The 20523-nt window shown below is 44.8% G+C and carries 11 protein-coding genes and 1 pseudogene; 9 read left to right on the forward strand and 3 right to left on the reverse strand.

From position 1 onward, the window contains the following. Positions 1 to 68: 68 nt before the first annotated feature. From ACOOFG_RS01920 to ACOOFG_RS01945, 6 genes are all read left to right on the forward strand, one after another. Positions 69 to 11093: a filamentous hemagglutinin N-terminal domain-containing protein gene (locus ACOOFG_RS01920; protein WP_420421961.1), complete on the forward strand. Its 11025-nt coding sequence runs from the start codon at positions 69 to 71 to the stop codon at positions 11091 to 11093. Between the two features lie 40 nt (positions 11094 to 11133). Continuing rightward, positions 11134 to 12804 carry a ShlB/FhaC/HecB family hemolysin secretion/activation protein gene (locus ACOOFG_RS01925; RefSeq protein WP_420421962.1) on the forward strand — a complete coding sequence of 557 codons (1671 nt, stop codon included), beginning with the start codon at positions 11134 to 11136 and terminating at the stop codon, positions 12802 to 12804. A gap of 81 nt (positions 12805 to 12885) precedes the next feature. Continuing rightward, positions 12886 to 13668 carry a glycosyltransferase family 92 protein gene (locus tag ACOOFG_RS01930; RefSeq protein ID WP_420421963.1) on the forward strand — a complete coding sequence of 261 codons (783 nt, stop codon included), beginning with the start codon at positions 12886 to 12888 and terminating at the stop codon, positions 13666 to 13668. A gap of 36 nt (positions 13669 to 13704) precedes the next feature. Continuing rightward, positions 13705 to 14322, forward strand: coding sequence for a methyltransferase domain-containing protein (locus tag ACOOFG_RS01935; protein WP_420421964.1), 618 nt, complete (start codon positions 13705 to 13707; stop codon positions 14320 to 14322). 98 nt (positions 14323 to 14420) lie between these two features. Next, positions 14421 to 15314: a ParB-like protein gene (locus ACOOFG_RS01940; protein ID WP_420421965.1), complete on the forward strand. Its 894-nt coding sequence runs from the start codon at positions 14421 to 14423 to the stop codon at positions 15312 to 15314. A gap of 37 nt (positions 15315 to 15351) precedes the next feature. Next, positions 15352 to 16371 (forward strand): hypothetical protein, encoded by a 1020-nt coding sequence (locus tag ACOOFG_RS01945; RefSeq protein WP_420421966.1) that lies wholly within the window; start codon positions 15352 to 15354, stop codon positions 16369 to 16371. Here ACOOFG_RS01945 and ACOOFG_RS01950 read toward each other — a convergent pair. Further along, positions 16368 to 16616 carry a hypothetical protein gene (locus ACOOFG_RS01950; protein WP_420421967.1) on the reverse strand — a complete coding sequence of 83 codons (249 nt, stop codon included), beginning with the start codon at positions 16614 to 16616 and terminating at the stop codon, positions 16368 to 16370. The two genes, ACOOFG_RS01945 and ACOOFG_RS01950, sit on opposite strands and share 4 nt — an antisense overlap. A 147-nt stretch (positions 16617 to 16763) precedes the next feature. Between ACOOFG_RS01950 and ACOOFG_RS01955 the strand changes: the two genes are divergently transcribed. Genes ACOOFG_RS01955 through ACOOFG_RS01965 form a run of 3 tightly spaced genes read left to right on the forward strand, consistent with a single transcriptional unit; the run spans position 16764 to position 19214 of the window. Then, a complete protein-coding gene (locus tag ACOOFG_RS01955) occupies positions 16764 to 17792 on the forward strand; it encodes a hypothetical protein (protein ID WP_420421968.1) in 1029 nt (342 codons plus the stop codon). 49 nt (positions 17793 to 17841) lie between these two features. Continuing rightward, positions 17842 to 18597: a DUF2608 domain-containing protein gene (locus ACOOFG_RS01960; protein ID WP_420421969.1), complete on the forward strand. Its 756-nt coding sequence runs from the start codon at positions 17842 to 17844 to the stop codon at positions 18595 to 18597. Next, positions 18594 to 19214, forward strand: coding sequence for a protein C10 (locus ACOOFG_RS01965; protein WP_420421970.1), 621 nt, complete (start codon positions 18594 to 18596; stop codon positions 19212 to 19214). Before ACOOFG_RS01960 ends, ACOOFG_RS01965 begins: the two co-directional genes overlap by 4 nt. 273 nt (positions 19215 to 19487) lie before the next feature. Here ACOOFG_RS01965 and ACOOFG_RS01970 read toward each other — a convergent pair whose 3' ends face one another. Next, complete coding sequence (locus ACOOFG_RS01970; protein ID WP_420421971.1) at positions 19488 to 19673, reverse strand: hypothetical protein; 186 nt, start codon at positions 19671 to 19673, stop codon at positions 19488 to 19490. A 117-nt stretch (positions 19674 to 19790) separates the two neighbouring features. After that, a pseudogene (locus tag ACOOFG_RS01975) lies at positions 19791 to 20522 on the reverse strand (SDR family NAD(P)-dependent oxidoreductase). Between the last annotated feature and the right edge of the window lies 1 nt (position 20523).

Raw genomic sequence — 20523 nt, forward strand, 5'->3', positions numbered from 1 at the left:
TTAAAGTGGGAGAGATTTTGTGTCTAATGAGTCTTGCTCTGAAAATTTTTTTATGGCATTGATCAGACATGGGTAAATTGTCTCTTGCTATAGGCGCATTTCTCTTGGGGGGAGTTAGCCTTTTTGCAGGTCCGGAAAATGGAGCGGTTGCGCACGGGCATGCAACGTTTCAACCCATGGCAAATGGAATTGAGATTCATTCTGGAAACAAGACCATTATTAATTGGGAGAACTTTTCAATCGATGCAGGAGAAGTGGCCCGGTTTTGTCAAAGTTCAAGTGCTTCGGCTGTTCTCAATCGGGTGATCGGTTCGGACAAAAGTCTGATCAATGGGCTGCTGACTTCGAATGGCCATGTCTTTCTTCTCAACCAAAACGGTATTCTTATTGGAAAAGAGGGAGTGATCAATACTGCAAGTTTTGTGGCATCGACTCTCGATCTTTCAAATGATCAGTTTTTACAGGGGGACAACTTTCTTTTTAAGGGAGATGGGAAAGAAAGCGTGATCAATCTTGGGACGATTCATGCGAAGGGAGGAGATGTCTTTCTCATTGGGTATCATGTTTCCAATGAAGGAACCATTTTGGCAGATGGAGTGACTGGCATGTGTCAAGGCGCTGAGGTTTTTCTTGCGGTAGAAGGAGAAGAGCGTCTTTTTATTCGAAAGGCAATCGATTCATCTGAAGTTGGTGCTTCGAATGATGGAGTGATTCGCGCTGCTGAAGTAGAAATTAAAGCAAGCAGCAACCCGTTTGCGTTGGCGATTCGGCATGGAGGGGAGATCGAAGCGACAGGTGTGGCTCACAGAAATGGTCGGGTACTTCTGGTTGCAGACTCGGGAAAAACGGAAGTTACGGGAACAATTCAAACGGAGTCAGGGACTGTGCATATTCTGGGGGATGAGGTCCATCTTACAGAAACGGGTTTCATTGATGTTTCAGGAGATGTAGGGGGTGAGGTATTACTTGGCGGAGATTATCGAGGGTCTAACCCAGAGATTCCCAATGCACGAGGTACCTATCTAGATAAAGGTGCGACAATTGTTGCTGACGGACATCATGGGGATGGCGGAAAGGTCATCGTATGGGGAAATGAGACAGCTCATTACTACGGAGACATTTCTGCTGCAGCTTTGGGTGAAGTCGGCGATGGGGGATTTGTTGAAGTTTCGGCTAAGAGTAATGACTATATCTTTCAAGGCCCAGTCAGAGCCTCTTCTCTAAATGGGGCTAAAGGGAAACTGTTACTTGACCCTCCAAGAATTCGGGTGCGATTTGTTGGATCAAGCCCATCTTTTCCTCAGGGAGGTCCTAACACTTACATGCCAACGCCACCTCCCAATACTGCAAATTTAAATCCCAATGATTTTACAGGGATCCTTGCAGGAAACACCGATGTTTTCATTGATTCGACAGCTCCTGGAGGTGGAAACGGGGATATTGATTTTCAGGCGAGCTTTAGTTGGTCGGGAGCAGGGGTTCTTTATGCGACGGCTTTTCGTAATATCACTGTGACAGGACCGACGGCGCTTCAAGCGAGTAATGGGGGAGGCTTTAACTTTACGGCACTAGGAAATGGGGGGAGTAATAATGATGGGATCAGGATCAATGGGGACCTAATTACTGATAGTGGACCCATTACCTTGAATGGGACCTCGGCTTCTGGAGGAGGAGTTAATGTCGTCGGGGTGGATGTGGATGGAAGCCTCACGACGACGAATGGGGCGATCTCGATTACGGGGGTGTCTCAAGGGACAGGATCAGCTGCTCATGGAATTGATATCACAGGAACAGTCTCTGCATCAGGCTCTGGGACAATCACATTTGATGGCACAGGCTCTGCGAGTGGGTCTAGTGACTCTTATGGAGTCGACTTAAATGGTGCAACGATTAGTTCAAACAGTGGCTTGATCGATATCACGGGTCAAGGGGGAGCTGGGGTAGATGATAATCGAGGGATTTGGATTGGGAACAACTCATCTGTGACGTCTACAACAGGTGGAGTCACAATACTTGGAACGGGTAATGGAACGGGAAGCGATGACCATGGGGTTGAGATCACAGATAGCAGTTTAGTCCGGTCGGTCACTTCGGGTGACATCTCAATTACCGGGATTTCAGGGGGAAGTTTAGGTTCAACATATGGTGTCCTTCTTGACAGTTCGGCAGTCGTTGAATCAATAGGCTCAGGAAATGTCACATTAGATGGAACTTCGGGATCATCAGCGGGGTCAGGAAATATCGGCGTTCAGGTGATCGGGGGATCAACACTTTCTGGAGCAAGTGGTGTCGTTTCGATTATTGGTGTAGGGGGAACTGGAACAACAGGTAATCATGGTGTTGCCCTTTCTACAGCTGGAACAGTGACATCTCCTGGAGGATTGGTATTAACAGGAACAAGCTCAAGTGGAAACAATTCGATTGGGGTTCTTGTTCCTATTGGTGTGACGGCGCAGACATCTGGAACTGGTTCAATCACGATCACAGGAAATGCGACAGGTACAGGAACGACAACGCCAGGTGTTTTCATTGAAGGAGATGTCACAGCAACAGGAAGTGGGAGTATTTCAGTCACAGGAAATTCAGCTGGAAACGCGAGTCATGGAATTGATGTAGATGGAAATATTACAGCAGGTGCTGGGGGCATCAGCTTTATGGCTATGTCCACAGGGACGGGAATTTCTGATGCAATTGTGGTTGAAGGAATCGTTAGCACGACAAGTAGTGGCCCGATTGGCATGACTGGAACTGCTTCAGGTGCTGCTGGAACAAGCGATGGAATTGATATTCGGCTTGGTGGAAGAGTTTCTTCTGTTGATGGAGCCATTAACTTAAATGGGACATCGAACGGCTTAGGAAATGAGTGTACGGGTATCGAACTTCAAGCAAATGGGGGCGTAGAGTCGACTGGCTTAGGATCCGTCACATTGACTGGAGTTGGCAGTACGAGTGGAACCGATGAAGCTCGCGGGGTGAAAGTCACTTCCCTCTTTGGAGGAGGCCCTTCTTTCATTTCAGTGAACGACGGAGATTTACTCATCACTGGAACGGGTAATGGAACAACCACTGACAATGAGGGATTCTTGTTAGGGTTACCCGGTGATTTGGGTTCGTTTGTTCGGTCTAATGGCAATGGAAGTATTACCATCAACGGAACGGGTTCAAGTGGTGGAACAACTGGGAATCCTGGAATTCGCATTACTGAGGGACTATCGGTTACCTCTTTGGGAAGTGGAGACATTAGTTTTGATGGACAGGGGGGAGCTGGGAATGATGGGTATGGAGTGTTTGTTCATGATGGGGCTGATGTTACAGCATCAGGGTCAGGTAACATTTCTCTTAAAGGAACAGGAGGAACAGGCAACACAAATACCTATGGGGTCTACATTACCGATGCGAGTAGCCTAGTCACTTCGAATAGTGGAAACGTCTCTTTAGATGGAACCAGAGGGTCCGGGGCTGGAGGGTCACATAATGTTGGTGTCTATATTGAAAATGGAGGAACTCTTTCTTCAACAGGTGGTGGCATTGTTACGATTAAGGGGATCGGAGGTGGAGGTGCTGCTTCAACCCTTAATCATGGAGTAGAACTTGTTGCATCAGGGACAGTCTCTTCACCTACTGGACTGGTACTAGATGGAACGAGTTCTCAAGGAACTAATTCCCGCGGCGTGCTTTTAGCTCCACCAGTTGTAGCAACTACTGGATCAGGTAACATTTCAATTACTGGCGTAAGTTCTGCAGACGCAGGAAGTCCCGCTGTTGAGATTGGAGTCTCTGTTTCAAACACAGGGACAGGAACCGTTTCGATCCAAGGAACATGCAGTGGATCTGGTGCAACATCACCAGGGGTTTTTGTCACTTCTGGAACGGTGAGTTCAACAAGTGGTGATATTAATATTGCTGGAACGGGGCAAGATGCGAGCGGTTCTCCCATTGGAGTTCTTCTTAATGATGCAACAATTAATACAAATTTGGCGGGAACGTTAAAAATTGAGGCTTTAGCTGGAGACTTTCAAACGTTAAGTAGTGGAAGCACGATTCAAAATGCGAATGGGAGTTTATCAATTATTGCTGCTGAGGCTGTCACTTTTAACCCGGTAGTCACCACGATCAATTCCCCAGTTGGACCAGTGCTTGTCCAAGCGAATAATGGGGCCATCACGATGGATGATGCTGCGACAGTCACCACCACAAATGGACCTACGAGGTTAGAGGCAACAGGAGCTGTTGACTTAGGGGTTGTCAATGTCGGAGTTGGAGGTTCCATCACAGTTTTAGCGGGGGGTGCTGTAAACGACATGGCTTCTGCATCACCCAACTTAACAGGTTTAAGAGCCTACATTAGAGGAACCCAAATTGGACCACTTCCAACAAGCCTTTCAATTTTGCAAGCGGAAACAACTGCCGCTGGAACGGGGATTGAAATTACGAATAATAAAGCACTCTTCCTAGCAAGCTGGTCACCCGATGGAATGGCAGGCCTGGCTCTCAAAACAACGAACAATGCAAAAATTAAAGTGACGAACACGATTGGGGCAATGACTGTGAGCAACCTTGTCCAAGCAGATGGAACGGGAACAGTAGAGCTCACAGCATCAACTGGTGCAACCAATGTCAATGCCAATACAAGCTCAGGCTCAGGAACGATTACGATTAATGGAACAGCTGTGAATCAAAATACCAACTCAGTGATTTCAACTGGGGGCGCCGGAACTGTCGATGTCACAGCAACTTCTACTGAAATCATGATGGCAGGGGGAACAAGTATTACAACAGCTGGAGGGACAGCAACTTTAAATGCGATAAGTAATGCGCATCTTTCGACAATTGATGCGACCACTGCTGGTAATATTTTTGTGACAGCGCAAACTGGAGCAATTACAAATAACACAGGGGCAAATACTCCTCCTATCCTTATCGCTGATGTAGCAACCTTATCAGCACACACGGGAATCGGTTCAGGAATCCCAACAGATCCCACGGCTATAGGAACAAATCTCCGTCAATTAATCGCGACTAATTCGGTCTCTGGGGATGTTGTCATATTTGACACAGCTACATTGCCAGCGAATCAAGGAATCGAGCTAGGAAATATACATGTCCGAAGCGGTCCGAATGTCCCAGTTGGAAATTTCTACGTCGACGCAAATGGACCTATTACTCAGACGGGCGCTGCAATAGTTGAAGCGATCGATGCCACATTTATAACTTCTCGAGATGGAACGATTGGAACCGTTGCAGTTCAAAATGGGACGAATACAACCCTTGGGGAGTCTATTGCTGCGGGAGATCTCACCATTACCGTTCCTGTAGCCAATTCTGTCGGCTTGAGTGGGGATGTGACAGTTGGTCGGGATTTCACTGTGAATGGAGGCTCGTTTAATGATAACGGGTTTACTGTTAGCGCTGTGGGGACGATCGATACTCCTGAGGGATTCAATGTGATCACAGCCTTTGGAGCAAGTACCAGTTTTGACATCAGCAACGCAGACATTGCCAATAACAACCTGCCAGTCACAATCAATCTTTTGGGAGGATATGAGTCGGCAGCTAATCAACAATTAGATCCCGCAATCACCGTCAATAACAGTGGCAACAACATGACCGGAACCGTTGTTGTAACAACGGTTGATCCCCAGCTATCATTTACTGAGCAATACTACGATCTTATACAAAGCGCGGCTTTAACTTTTAACGCGGGCCAGACCTTAACGATCAATGCACCTCTTGGATCAACTTTTGGGGGACTGAATCCACGTAATTTGGGCAGTGGCTCGAGCATTACTTTAACGAATGTTGGGAACATTTTTCCCGAAAGAATTGCGACTACTTTTCCTTTTACTACTCAGATTACAGGCGAGACATTGCAAATTGGGCAAATTGAGGCTTATGGTGACTTGACTCTGCAATCGCTCGCCGGCGGTACAGGGATTACAACAGGTCTAAATAACCAGCCCATCACAGTGAATGCCGCAGGCACTGTGACAATGACAGCTGATGCGGGGAATGTGACTGTTGATCGCGCTGTGACAACGAACACAGGAAGTATTAGCCTTACGGCGGCCAATAATGTCTCAATTGGGCTCAATGGAAGTTTGACTGTTTCATCCGGAGCAACAGGAACGGCTAGCCTAACAGCAAATTCAGGCTCGGTGTCGGTCAATGGTATTGCTCAAGTGAATACACAAGGGGGAGCGATTTCTCTGACTGCAAACAATGCGGGTGGATCTATCCTTCTCGATGGAAGCAGTCAACTAAATAGTAGCGGGGGAGCCATTACTTTAGAGTCTACTGGAGTTGGAAATCTCATTACGATGTCAGGTGGGACTGAAATCAACTCAGGTGGGGGCAATGTCACAGCAACTTCCAATGGGAACCTCACAGCAGATAAAATTACAGCGGCAGCGGGAGATGTGATGCTCACTTCCAATGCAGGAGATGTGATTGTCAACGATCCAGTGACGACAACAACAGGAAGCATTAGCGTCACAGGAAATAACAATATTTCACTGGCATCGGCAGGCAGTTTAGCTGTGACAACAGGGCTTCCAGGAACAGCGACCTTAACCGCAACAAATGGATCTATCACCTTAAATGGGGCGTCTCAAGTGAACACTCAAGGCGGAGCGATCTCACTAACTGCAAACAATGCTGGCGGGGGGATTGCACTGACATCTACGAGCCAGATTAATAATGCTGGTGGGACGGTAACCCTAGAGTCAACTGGCGCTGGAAATCTGATTACAATGGCAGTCGGATCTGAAATCAACTCGAATGGCGGTGATGTGTCAGTCACAGCTAATGGCGGAGTGATTGCGGATAAGATTACAGCGGGAGCAGGAACAATCGGGATCTCTGCGACGGCGGGAAATGTGCTCGTCAATGATGATGTCAACACAACTACAGGGAATGTCACAATCACTGGGGATACAGGTATCACCGTAGAAGGTGATGGGGATGTCATGACGACAACAGGTCAAGCGAATCTGACTGCGACAACAGGAACAATCACTATCAAAAACTCTTCACAAGTCGCGACACAAGGCGGTCCCATTGAGCTGAAAGCAAATGGTGCTGGTGGAAGCATTCTTCTCAATGACACGAGCCAGGTCAATAACGTTGGTGGACCAGTGACTTTAGAGTCAACGGGCGCTGGAAATCTGATTACAATGGCCAGTGGGACTGAAATCAACTCAGGTGGTGGCTCCGTGACAGCGACTTCTGATGGAAATCTGACAGCAGACAAAATTACAGCGGCAGCAGGCGATGTGATGCTGACCTCCAATGCAGGCGATGTGCTAGTCAACGATGCGGTGACGACCACAACGGGAAGTATTAGCATCAGTGGAAATAACAATATTTCTGTTGCCCCAGCAGGAAGTGTAGCTGTGACAACAGGGCTGCCCGGAACAGCGACCTTGACGGCAACAACTGGATCCATCACCTTAAATGGAGCATCACAAGTCAATACGCAGGGAGGGGCAATTTCACTCACTGCAAACAATGCAGGTGGAGCGATTTTACTGAACTCTTCGAGCCAGATCAACAATGCCGGTGGAACAGTGACCTTAGAGTCAATAGGCGCCGGGAATCAGATCACCATGGCAACGTTAGCTGAGATCAATTCAAACGGCGGGTCAGTTTCTATCACTGGTGATGGAAAAGTGACAGGAACAAAAATCAGTTCCGGTGCAGGCATAATGATGGTGACATCGAACTCAGATGAAGTTGATTTACTAGGGCAGGTTTCTTCAACTACGGGAAATATCACGGTTACCGGAGCGACAGGAGTCACAGTAGAAACGGACGGGGATGTGACAGCGACGACTGGTCAAGCAAACTTGATTGCGACAACAGGTCCGATCACTTTAAACGGAACCTCTCAAGTGAGTACGCAAGGTGGCCCCATAGCTCTGAGTGCAAATGGAGCAGGAGGAGGGATCTTGCTCAATGATACGACTCAGATCAACAATGTCGGTGGAACAGTGACCTTAGAGTCAACGGGCGCTGGGAATCAGATCACCATGGCAACAACATCTGAGATTAACTCAAATGGTGGAGCTGTTTCGATCACCGGTGATGGAACAGTGACCGGAGCTGCGATCAGTTCAGCAGCAGGAACGCTCATGGTGACATCGAATTCAGATGAGGTGGATTTGCTGGGGCAAGTTTCTTCAACTACGGGAAATATCACGGTCACTGGAGCAACAGGAGTCACAGTAGAAACAGACGGGGATGTGACAGCGACGACTGGTCAAGCAAACTTGATTGCGACAACAGGTCCGATCACTTTAAACGGAACCTCTCAAGTGAGTACGCAAGGTGGGCCTATCGCATTGACAGCAAGTGGTCTTGGCGGAGGTATCCTACTCAACAATACGAGCCAGATCAATAATGTTGGTGGCACCATTCAACTCCAGGCGCTAGGGGCAAATACCCCAATCACCATGCAACAGCTGACAGAAATCAATTCAAATGGTGGAAATGTCACCCTATCTGCTAGTGGAAACATTAATGTGGCCCAAGTCAATGCCGCAACGGGAGATGCGACAGCTTCAACGACAAGTGGGATGATCATAGATGCCACGGCATCGCCAGTCTTGCCAAACTTTATAGCGAATACAGTGAGACTTTCTGCAGATAGTGGAATTGGTTCGCAACCTCCTGTGCCTCCAAGCACAAGCGACATTGCTCTTGTGGCAAATTTCTTGGAAGCGACAACAACGTCTGGGGATATTGTGATCTCGGAATTAGATGGGGTCACGCTCCTTGATATCACCAACCAAGGAGGAGGTTTTTATTTAGAAACAGGAGGGCTCATTGATCAAGCCATTTCAACCAAAATCGATGTTCAAGGAGACTTAGTTTTAGAAACCACACGTGCAACTACTCTCGGAACGGTGCGCATTTTTAACTCTGAAGACATCGATCTCGATGAGTCGGTGGTTACAGGAAATTACAGCGTGACAACTCCGAAAAACTTGACCTTGCAAGGTTCTCAGACAGCTGGGTTGAATATCATTTTCACAACAGGTCCAAGTCCAACGTATGGTTTTGACAAAAATGGGCAAATCGTGACTCAAGGGGGTGAGCTGATCATCAATGGTGTTGATTCTAATCTTTCAGGAGATACCATTAATGCAATTGGCCCCGGCCCAGATTTTGATTTTGCTCTCGCGAACCCCTTAAGTACGACAGATCCAGTCATTACAGTGAATCTTAGAACGACTTTTCAGGATTATCCCAACACTCATAGTGCAAATGCAATCGTTTTAGAAAACACAGATAATATAGTTCATGGAAACATTAAAGTCACAACTGTCAACCCTGGAACCCCAACCCCGACAACTATTGATTATAATTTAACTCAATCGGCTCCATTTTCGCTAGGTGCAGGACAAACTCTCGACATTCAGGCTGCTCGTGGTAGCCTAAATCCTCCCGTTGGACCACTTCCGAGTATGTGGGGGAACTCTGCATTGAACAGTGGAATGGGTTCAATGGTCACGCTCGATCAAGCAAATGATGTGCAAGGAATGGTGATCGTCCGTGATCCGGACACTTGCACTGTGTACGCCGATCAAGACCTCGTCATTGACCATGTTAATAATTACAATACGTTAGATCTTGAAGCGCAAAACGGGGCGCTTACCATTATAGGTTCTGGTGTTCGAAGCTCGGGTGCAACATTGACTCTGAAAGGAGGAACAGACATCAATCTCAATGCGATTGTCAGTGGAATAGACCCATCGAATAATTTAACTGGGGAAATTAACTACACGGCAACAAGTGGTTCTATCACGGGAACCGCTCAAGGGAAGGGAACAAAAATCACGTTTAGTGCTCCAGCGGGAGAAATTAGTGATGCACATATTCATACGCCTGAAACCATCTTCCAAGCCAAGGATCATGTGACAATCACCGCAGCTGGTGTAGGAGCAACTTTTTCTGGGTCTTCAGTTGATGGGGATATCACACTGAATCAAAATGGAAACTTTAATCTCACTGCAAAAAATATTGCGATCACATCAGTTGCCCCAGCAAATCAAACGATTTCTCTCACATGTTCGAGTGGTGCCATTCAACATATTTCAGGATTAATCGATGCGGGAAGTAATGGAATCGTGAACTTCAATGCACTAAGTGGAATTTCAGGAACAGGACTCGATTCTACGTTACAAAGTCGCGCAGAATCAGTTTTGGCCATTAACTCGACATCGGGAGATGTGCGCATTCGCAACACACTAGCTGGCAATAACAGTGTCACGACAAATGTTATGCTTTTCAATGGAGTGACAAACATTCCAAACAACCAAAATCTCTACTACCGACAATTGGGAGGATCAAGTGTTGACTTTGGGTTGATTATGGCAGATGGGGAAGCCACATTGCTTGCCATCAATGGAAGCGCGAACATGACCTTCTCTGGTCCCATGCAATTGGCTTCAAAAAGTATTGCCGCAGCAAATCGCGACATCACAATAGGAGCAGCTGCACCTTTAACAATGCTCGGCGATTCTACATTCGTTGTTGACCAAGAGTTTCCAGTAGAAGTTGGGCCTGGAATTTTTGCGAATTTAGGCTCTGTGAGCGTTGCCTCAGATAATCTGGCCATTTATGCAGTCGGAGGGCCTCAGCCACCAGCTAATGCCGCTTTTGACCCACCGAATCAAGTGATTTTAGGGACGTTATCGGGCTTGGCAACTTGGGACCAAGCATTGCCCGCTGGACTTGATACAAAATACAATACCTCATATTCAGCCGGTGGACCACACCATGGGCCTGGATTTGGAAATAGCTATGTTCCTGGCCAAGGAAACTTCGGCAGCCAGGTGATTTGGTATAAGTTTGATGTAGACCGTGTTCCTGTAACACCAAGCTCTTCAACAGTTCCATTTGATCCACGTGTTGGAATCAATGCCTGGGAAGTGGGGTACTTTCTGCAATATTGGAATGAGAATTTAAATCGATTGGGTTACCAAAACACTCCTATGATGCTTGTTGAAACAAACTTTGAGACAGAGCCTTTAATCTATGAGCCCTATGAGAAAGCAATCAATAAACTAAGAAATAAAGGCTCTTCGGAATAGTTGTATTTTTCCCTGCAATTCTGTATCTCTTGAATTAATTATGAAGCTGCGTTTTATCTTTATTTTCTTTCTTGTAGTTGTCTCTACCTTAGCGGCGACAGAAGAAGCATCCCCAAGTGTTGGGAAGATGCACTCGATTGTTTTTGTCGATGATGAAGGGCAAATTGTTAAAGATGGTAAGGAAACAGGCATTCAATATGTCGGACTTAAACTTCCAGGAACTCGGTGGGCACGTAGTGGATTGGAAGATGATTTGCAAAGCAGATTTCTAGAGCGTGATCTCACGCTTCAAGATTTAGAAGACCTCAAATACCGTGTCATTCTCTATTATAAAGAAAAAGGAAGCTCTCTTATTCGCGTGATGATTCCGGAGCAAGATGTGACAGATGGCATTCTTCATGTCATCGTCAAAGAAACGCGCGTGGGTGAAGTCGAAACAAAAGGAAACGTCTGGTCGAGTGCCCGCTTCACACGCAATACTGTTGGACTCAATACAGGTGACAAAATCGATGTCAATGAAATCAACACGGACCTTGCCTTTTTAAATCGCAATCCTTTTAAAAGCACCGATGTGATTTTTACTCCAGGTCAAGCTGCCAACACCACAAACATTGAACTCGTCACTGTTGAAGAAAAACCAGCTCGCATCTATGCAGGTGTCGATAATCGAGGTAACGAAGCAATTGGAAACTACCGTCAATTTGAAGGATTTTATTGCGGTGATTTTCTAGGACTGGACCATATCTTTTCTTACCAGTTCACAACATCACTTCCTCTCAAGAGAATGCATGCTCATGCGGCCTATTACGAAATCCCTCTCCCTCATCGCATGTCACTCGTAGGGTTTGGAGGGTACTCCTCGATCCATACAAAAGACCTATCAACTTTTATGGACAATTCTGGAATCAATGTCCAAGTGAGTGGCCGGTTCCACTTTCCCATGTTTCCTTGGGGAAAAGCAGTGAACGACTTTTCATTTGGTTTTGATTATAAGCGGACAAACAATAACGTCTTATTTTCAGAAACACCCATCATTGCAAAGACAGCGACCCTTTCTCAATTTGTTTTAGGCTACCAATATCAAGACACTAGGCGCAATGGATGGGGACTCTTTAACTTTGAACTATTCATTTCTCCTGCGAAGTGGTTCACCAATCAAAACAAACAAGACTACCAGCTTCTTAGTCCAGGCGCTCTTCCTCGTTACTTTTACTTTCTCACCTCATGGAAAAAAGAATTTCAACTCCCTCATTGCATGCGCATCGGTATTCGACTTAAAGGACAGTACGCCAATCAAAACCTTCTTCCAAGTGAGCAGTTGGGACTTGGTGGTTTTGATACCGTTCGTGGCTACCGTGAGCGGGAGATCAATGGCGATAATGGATTTCTTGGAAACTTAGAATTTAAAGCTCCCTTAATCTCTCTCTTTAAAGGGAAGATTCTCTGCAACGATGATGTCAATCTGAATGCCGTTAATGCAAAAGATGCACTTCTTCTTCTCGCTTTTGTCGATTATGGATTTGTCAATCGTCACAAAAAAGTCGAAGGAGCAGACAACACCCAATACATCGTCAGTGTAGGACCAGGCTTAGAATACTCCATCTCTCCCTACTTTCAAGCAGCGGTTTACTGGGGGATTCGCCTAAAATCAACCCAATTTTCTTCAGCCCCTGGCGGGCGCATCAACTTTAGCGTTGTCGCAAGCTTCTAAAAAAACATAAAAAGTAGTATTTTTTTTTGTTTTAACCGAAGGAAAATGGTTTTGAGAAAGTGTCTCTTGTTGATCTTGTGCATGTTTTTATCCCTCACTCTTTTTAGCAATGAGTGGGAGCTTGTTGTTTGTACAGTATTTAAAAATGAAAGCGAATACTTAGAAGAGTGGTTAAACCACAATCTCGATCTTGGGGTTGAGCATTTCTTTTTGTTTGATGATGAGAGTTCCGATGATTTCCTGGCAGTTTTGGAGCCTTATCTCGCAGATGGTCTGATTACTTTGGCACCACTCAGTATGGATAACCCCGGAAATCACCCAGGATGCTATTCGGGTTACCAATTATTCAAAATAAATGAAGTCATGCAAAACTGTGGAGATCGCATCAAATGGCTAGCTGCAATCGATATCGATGAATACATTGTTCCTAACAAACACTCTTCTTTGATTGGGTATCTTAGGGATATTGAAAAAGAAGTTCCAAATGTCGGTTTTGTGTCGATACCTTGGTTTAATTTTGGAACATCTTACATCGAAAAAGTTCCCTATGGGCAGATGACCAACTTCTTAACCCTACGGGAAGCAGGTGGAGGAGCCCAGACAAAAATCATCTACTATGTCGGCAGGACGCACCGATCTTATAGTCATCATGCCGCAAGTGCTTTGCCGGGATTTGTTCCAGTGGATGCTCGATTCCCTGAAGAGATACAGCTTAATCACTATTCTTTGCGCGACATGAACTTTGTGCGCACAGTTAGAGGGCCTCTTCGCAATTGGGACAACCGCTACCCACCAACACAAGAGATGCTGGGCATTTGGAACGATGTTTATGACGATGCAATCTCACGATTTCGCGGTAGATAGTTGATTGGAATAGGAGTTTTAGCATATGAAAGGGGAATGGAATCGCTGATAGATGAGAAAAAAAAGTACGAAAAACTTTGGAGTGATAAGGATTATGAATCCTTTTCGCCCGGAGAGCACTTATGGGGTTGCTTCGAGCCTTTAATTGAAAAAGGAAAATGCCTCATTGACTTTGGTTGTGGAAGTGGGAAGTCCATTCATCAGTATTTAGCCTTAGATCTCCAAGTACAGCTTGTTGATATTGCCTCAAATTGCTTGAGCTCTCAAGCCCAGTTCTCAATGAACTTAGCTCCTGATCAAATTCAATTTCATGAAGCGTGTTTATGGGATCTTCCAGACGCCTTGAAGCCAGCTGAGTATATGGTCTGTGTTGACGTGATGGAGCATATTCCTCCTCATAAAGTGGATGATACACTTCAAAGTATGGCTGAAAAACATCTAGGGTTGGGCTTTTTTGCGATTTGCCTGGTTCCCGATAATTGGGGTGAAGCTATCAATGAAACCTTGCATCTTTCACTTTTTTCTCCAGAGGAGTGGCTAGAGCGGATTAACCAGCATTGGAAGATAGCCCGCTACGAACTCATTATTGAGGATCAATATCTGTTAGTCTTTGTAGAAGCGCATTCAGCTGATTCACTTTCTAAAACTATCTGAAATAGAAAAAAGCTAGCCATTTTAAAAAAATTTTTTAGTCGATTTTTAATCAAAGGGTAATTATAATCACTGATTAATTTATAAATCAGGGGGTTAAAATGTCTATAGAAGGCATTTCAGAAGGAGACGTGCTTTGGATGGAAACGCCCGTCGCTTCAAATAGTGAAGAAGTTTCTTACATAGAAGAAGAAACACTGACACTCGATCATTCACACAAAAAAGAAGTCGAGCTGCATCAAATTTTGCAGCAAAATATTCGAGAAGTTCAAGGACCTTTTTTTGTCTCTATTCATCAAGTCTTTCCAGGGCAGTTGCGCTATGCAAACGCAGTTGTCGAGATTGGCATTGAAAAGGCGACTGAGAAAGGAGAAGTCAAATGGAATGAAGAAACAGGTCAGTGGGACTTGAAACATGGCGTAAGTCTGTATGGACTTTCTGAAGCGTTGCCCGTCATCAAATCTCCCTATGGCTATGTCTTAATTGATGGACATCACCATTTTCTACTGAATCTGCAATTTGGAGGAAGTCTCATTCCCATTCAACTCGAAGCAGATTACTCCGACCTCTCACTCGAAAAATATCTTCACGTTGCCACGGAAAAAGGGTACATTCATCCCTACGACCACTATGGGAACAAGGTCGAAATTCCCCGTGACTTTAATGAATTGCAAAATGATCCTAACCAGATGTTTGCGGTTCTTTGTCGCAGAAGATATCAAAGTTTAACTCCTGAAAGTTTTTCATCTGGAAATGAGTACCCGATTTGGATCAAAGTGGGAAAGGATATTCCTTTTATTGAAATGCGCATTGCAGAAGCATTAACAAGAGCCGGTCTCATTTACGATGGAGAGGAAGCCGATCCCGATTTTTATGAAGCAGCGCGCCAAGTGATTGTGGAAGCCAACATCGAAGGGTTACGTGTGATTCCAACAAAAACGCATTACGAAGAGCTTTTAGTGAATGAAGTTCTTTTTTATTCAAAAGGTTGCTAGAATTTTTAGCAGAAAAAATTTTTAAGTGGGGAACAAAATGCCAACAATTCATTTAGTCGGCGATTCAACATTAGATAACCGTATTTGGGTTCCAAAACCCGAAGATGCTGTTGAAGGAAAGCTTAGAGCTTTGGGAACTCATAAAGTGGTCAATCACGCCTACGATGGGTTTACAACAGAAGATGTTTTAGATGGAGGGTATGTTGGAGCTGTTTTACAGAGAATTGAAGGCTTTTCGACTTACATGTCCGAAAAAGGAGCAACCTTAGGAGACAAAGCCTTTCCCTTACAATCATTAGAAGAAAAAATTACAGAGAAACCTGATGACACTCACTATGTTGTCTTAAGTGTAGGGGGCAATGATTTTCGCGAGCGACTCAGCAATCCGTTTGCACTTCTAAAAGAGATCCCTAAAGTTCAAGAGCGTTACTTGGAGATCCTAGATAAAATCCAAGCCATCAAAGGGGATCACATCAGGCCAATTCTCATGTTCCAATATCGTACCGATGCTAACAACGACCATTACTATGTTTACACTGTGATGAAATTCATCGGCGTCCTAACAATCGCAACACATATTGCAGCACTGACAGCCTTGAGCATGCCCCTTTGGCTTTTAGCGGGAAAAGTCTCAATACTAGTTGCTGGTGTTTGTTTCTTTGGCGGAGTTATTGCGCTTTATTTCATTCAGAAGGTGATTCCCTTATCCATGACTAAAGATATTGTGATGGGCAAGAAGATGGGAATGGTGGTATTTGATCAGCTCTTGTCTGTCTTCTATCAACCAATGCTGCAAAGAGCAAAAGAAAAGAATCTCCCAGTGCTCGATCTTTCGAATACTTTTAATCTCAATAAAGAGATTTACAACTCGGGAATTGAGCCCAATGCTAAAGGAGGCGAGTTGATTGCAGAGGGAATCAACCACATTGTGAAACAGCATGATTTCAATGGTGAAAGTATACGTTACTCTAAACCTGACGGAAAAGATGCGTATGAAGGTGAAAAGAATGATAAGCCTGAAGATTGGAGAGTGGCTTACCCAGAGGATGTAACCTAAGAGTTTTCTTTCGTTAGATAGTCTTCTAAGCTTTTGAGAATTTTTTCCTTCTCGGTTGAGGAAAAATCCTTACCATAATAGATAAGAAAAAGCTCTTTCATGAGATCAGCTTTAGAGATATTGGGATTTTTTTCTCGAATAGAACGAATCACTAAATACCTAGTTGAGTCTCCCATTGAGCATGCCATGAGAAGCCTTTCTTCAGGGCTTTTAGAGGCTAGAAGTTCGTGGAACTTTTGTTCCATTTCAGGAGAGGTGTCCTTCATAATTTTTTGCCTTATTATAGATTTCAAAGTATCCATGAGATCCATTTTACAGAATGTTTGATTTAAGAAGGGAAAAGATGGTACATCAACTTTGATGGAAAAAAAACTTTATCATGAGGAATCCACATGCCAATCATTCATTTGCTAGGGGATTCAACGTTAGATAACCGGATTTGGGTTCCGAAAGCCGAAGATGCCATTCCCGCACAAATTAAAGCTTTATGCCAGGAAGATGGCTATCAACTTATCAATCATGCCTACGATGGGTTCACAACAGAAGATGTCTTAAATGGTGGCTATATTGGCGCTGTTTTACAAAAAATCGAAGGTTTTTTGACATATATGTCTGAAAAAGGGGCAGCACTAGGAGACAAAGCCTATCCCTTGCAGACATTAGAAAATGCAATCAATGAGGCCCCTGACGATGTCCATTATGTTGTTTTGAGTGTATGCGGGAATGATTTTCGCATACGGCTCAACAAGCCATTTGCTGTGTTTGGAGAATTCTTTAAAGTTCAAAAGCGTTATTTAAAAATTCTGGATAAAATCCAAGCCACCAAAGGAAAGAACATTCGACCCATTCTCATGCTCCAGTATCTAACTTGTCCCCAAGGTGATCCCCATGAAGTTTATACTGCGATGGATGTGCTTGGTGTCTTGACTTTCACCACCCATATTGGATGTCTCGTTTTGCTGACCATGCCCCTTTGGCTCCTGTTTGGCAAGGTCACAGCATTGGCTGCGGGAGTTTGCTTCGTTGTAGGAGCCACTGTCCTCTACTTCGCTCAAAAAATTATCCCCTTTTCCATCACCAAAGGGATCTTGACCGGAAAGAAAGCAGGGATGGTCATGTTTACCAAGTTGCTATCGGTGTTTTATCAACCCATCCTAAAAAGAGCAAAAAAGGATAAGCTTCCGGTGCTTGATCTTTCAAACACCTTTAACCCATATAAAGATCTTTATAATTCGGGAATTGAGCCCAATGCTAAAGGCAGCAAACTGATTGCCGAAGGAATCAACCACGTTGTGAAACAGCATGATTTCAATGATGAAAGTATGCTATACTCTAAAACCGATGAAAATGAATCCTATCAAGGTAAGAAAAATGATAAGCCTCAAGATTGGAAAGTGGCTTACCCAGCTAGTAAAACCTAAGAGCCTGTTACTAGTATTTCTTTTTCCCTTGAGCTGGATGTGGGGCGAAATGCACCGAACCACCTGCTGGGAACCGATTCAAAATGCCATCACACAAGCTTCTCAAGATACGTGGGTCATCTTTGATGTCGACGATGTTTTGCTCATTCCTGAAGACGCCATTTTTCACCCAGCACATCGTGAGACCTTTGTGACGCATGCAGATCGACTGCATGGAAAAATGGAACATGAGGAGTTCATGGATCTATGGGGGATCTTATTTACGGCAAGAAAAGCGAAGCTTGTTGACGGCAAAGTCCTTCCCGTTTTGGAGCTCATCCAAAACCGAAAGATAAAAGCCTTTGCCTTGACCCATTGTGGAACAGGAAAGGTCGGCTGCATTGAGAAACTAGAAGACTGGCGCATTGCAGAACTGAAAAGCCTTGGGATCAGCTTTGATGTTTTAAGTCAGTGCGACCTCGAATCCGAATTTGAGCAATATCGAGGGAAATATGGAGTTGCGATTTTAAAGAGCGGTGTCATTTTTGCTGCAGACTTTGACAAAGGTGCTGTATTGATGCACGCTTTTGATGTCTTAGGAGAAACCCCCAAAGAGCTGATTTTTATTGATGATAAACATCATAATTTAAAAGCAGTTGAATCTGCATGCCTTGCGAGGGGCATCGCATTTCAGGGATTTGAATATGTGGCAGTCGCAGAAAATGACCCCTTTCCCATCAATCTCGAAAAGGTAGACATACAATTTCGAGTCCTAGAAAATGAAAAAAAATGGCTTTCTGACCAAGAACTAGAGGAGTATCCATGAGCGAATTAGTTGAAGCACAAACAGAGATCTTTGCGCTGTTAAAGCAAAAAGAAGAGCAGCTCCTAAGCATTCGAGCGTCAGATGAGCCCCTCATTGAAAAATGGCAAAAGTTTTTGGGAGTGATTTTACCGATCCAAATCATGGTCATTCGCAAGCATGGCTATGCTGGCGATCAAAAAGGACTTGCAGAGTTCAATGAAAAGGTCGTGAGAGAAGCGCAGACAGATCTGGAGCTTAAAAAACTCAACGAAGGGAAATGGCTTTATCTTTTCAAAACAACCTTCGGTCTCAATGAAGTGAAAGCCATTTCACTTGAAGATGCGCAGAAAATGACCCGCGAAATTGCCGATGCCATGACGTCAGAAGAGTTTTTGCAAAAAATCGATGAAGTGATGGCAACCTTGCAAGAAGGGTCAATGCTAGAGCGTCGTCAGCGCTTACTTGATGTGCTCCTGCCAGTTCAAATGGAAGTCATGGAACGGTATGGATTTCCCGGTGAAGAAGGGTACATCCAAGCGCAACGGGCCATGATGGACTACTTCTTCGACCCCGTTGTCATCAAACAGGCCCAACGTGCTCAAGATACGATCTTTAAGCGCGCCAAACTCATGGGATAGACCTCCAGAAAGCTCTATTTCGTGAAAAGGGGGCTAGGTGATTTCAAGGAGATAAGTCACCATCCCAGAAATCTTAACCTTTCTCTCTTTGTTAAGTATCTAGTAATCAGTGATATGATGATTATTGTTACGTTTGTTAACAAATTATTTAAATTAATATATAATTAAGAGTAAGGGCGAGGGATGTAGTCATGAACTAGAGGTGTATTATGACGGATCCTATTTCTGGCAATCAGCCTAATGAAGCCAATTATCAACAGGTTTCTTTCGATTCTAGTGGAGCATCTGGAGATCAGGCGCAGTATCTAGCGCAGTTCCTGACGATGCAACAAGAGATTCAGCAATATGTAGATAGATCAAATGCGCAGCAATCCAACGATCTTCAGTCAGTTGGGGCGCAAGATCCAGCCCAGCTCGGGCAGCAACATTTCTCGGCATATGAATCAGTTGCGAGCGCATTGACTCATATACAAGGCTAGGAGGAATACTACCCGGGAAGAGAGGAAGCGTGCTACACGTTTCCTCTTTCTACATATTGAAAAAAGGAGGTTTCATATGGCAGAAAACAAACGTGCATCAGAAACTCAGACTTTGCCCCCCATCGATAGCAAGTATTTGACCTGTGATCCATGATGCATCATCTGATGCAAGGAAAACGGCTGCTGCTGCTTGATCTTCAGGCAGGCCAAGCCGAGATAGGGGAATCTCTGAAGAAGTCTCGTTGCTTTTTTCATAAGGTGTGGCTCCAGGTGCAAGAGCATTGATGCGGATCTGATAAGGTCCAAGTTCGAGCGCCAAGTTTTGTGTTAACATATTTAGCGCGGCTTTTGCTGTTGAATGGGCGGTTCAATTTGGGTAAGGGCGTAAGCCTGAGATGGAGGAAATATTGAGCACGCTTCCTCCTTTTTTTTCCTGAATCATCTGTTTTGCGACAAGCTGGGTGAGGAATAGGGGGGCTGTTGCACCGACTTTGAGCAAATCGTCAAAAACTTTGATGTCAAGATTGAGAAAATCAGTTGTATCGTAGCCTGCAGCATTATTGACCAGAAGGTCGACTGTGCCCAGAAAATCAAGGGCTTCGCTGAAATAGTTTTCTACTTCGTTAAGATGACTGAAATCAGCTTGGATAGCCTTTGCTTTTCGGCCGAGACTTTCAATGGCCCGAACCGTTTCTTGTGCTCCCGTTTGATCTGAGCGGTAGCTAATCACAATATCGGCACCTTCTTTTGCATAAGCCAAAGCAATGCTCTGGCCTATGCTTCTGTTTGCACCTGTAATCAGGGCTTTTTTTCCAGATAACTTCATCATG

The sequence above is a fragment of the Simkania sp. genome (assembly GCF_965215465.1).
Taxonomy (GTDB): domain Bacteria; phylum Chlamydiota; class Chlamydiia; order Chlamydiales; family Simkaniaceae; genus Simkania.

What these genes read in the sequence shown, in the direction of transcription:
- ACOOFG_RS01935 (WP_420421964.1), top strand. Translation starts at nt 13,705, where the DNA reads ATGGAATCGCTGATAGATGAGAAAAAAAAGTACGAAAAACTTTGGAGT.
- ACOOFG_RS01960 (WP_420421969.1), top strand. Translation starts at nt 17,842, where the DNA reads ATGCACCGAACCACCTGCTGGGAACCGATTCAAAATGCCATCACACAA.
- ACOOFG_RS01955 (WP_420421968.1), top strand. Translation starts at nt 16,764, where the DNA reads ATGCCAATCATTCATTTGCTAGGGGATTCAACGTTAGATAACCGGATT.
- ACOOFG_RS01950 (WP_420421967.1), bottom strand. Translation starts at nt 16,616, where the DNA reads ATGGAACAAAAGTTCCACGAACTTCTAGCCTCTAAAAGCCCTGAAGAA.
- ACOOFG_RS01970 (WP_420421971.1), bottom strand. Translation starts at nt 19,673, where the DNA reads ATGCGCTCGCAACTGATTCATATGCCGAGAAATGTTGCTGCCCGAGCT.
- ACOOFG_RS01940 (WP_420421965.1), top strand. Translation starts at nt 14,421, where the DNA reads ATGTCTATAGAAGGCATTTCAGAAGGAGACGTGCTTTGGATGGAAACG.
- ACOOFG_RS01945 (WP_420421966.1), top strand. Translation starts at nt 15,352, where the DNA reads ATGCCAACAATTCATTTAGTCGGCGATTCAACATTAGATAACCGTATT.
- ACOOFG_RS01965 (WP_420421970.1), top strand. Translation starts at nt 18,594, where the DNA reads ATGAGCGAATTAGTTGAAGCACAAACAGAGATCTTTGCGCTGTTAAAG.
- ACOOFG_RS01920 (WP_420421961.1), top strand. Translation starts at nt 69, where the DNA reads ATGGGTAAATTGTCTCTTGCTATAGGCGCATTTCTCTTGGGGGGAGTT.
- ACOOFG_RS01930 (WP_420421963.1), top strand. Translation starts at nt 12,886, where the DNA reads ATGTTTTTATCCCTCACTCTTTTTAGCAATGAGTGGGAGCTTGTTGTT.
- ACOOFG_RS01925 (WP_420421962.1), top strand. Translation starts at nt 11,134, where the DNA reads ATGAAGCTGCGTTTTATCTTTATTTTCTTTCTTGTAGTTGTCTCTACC.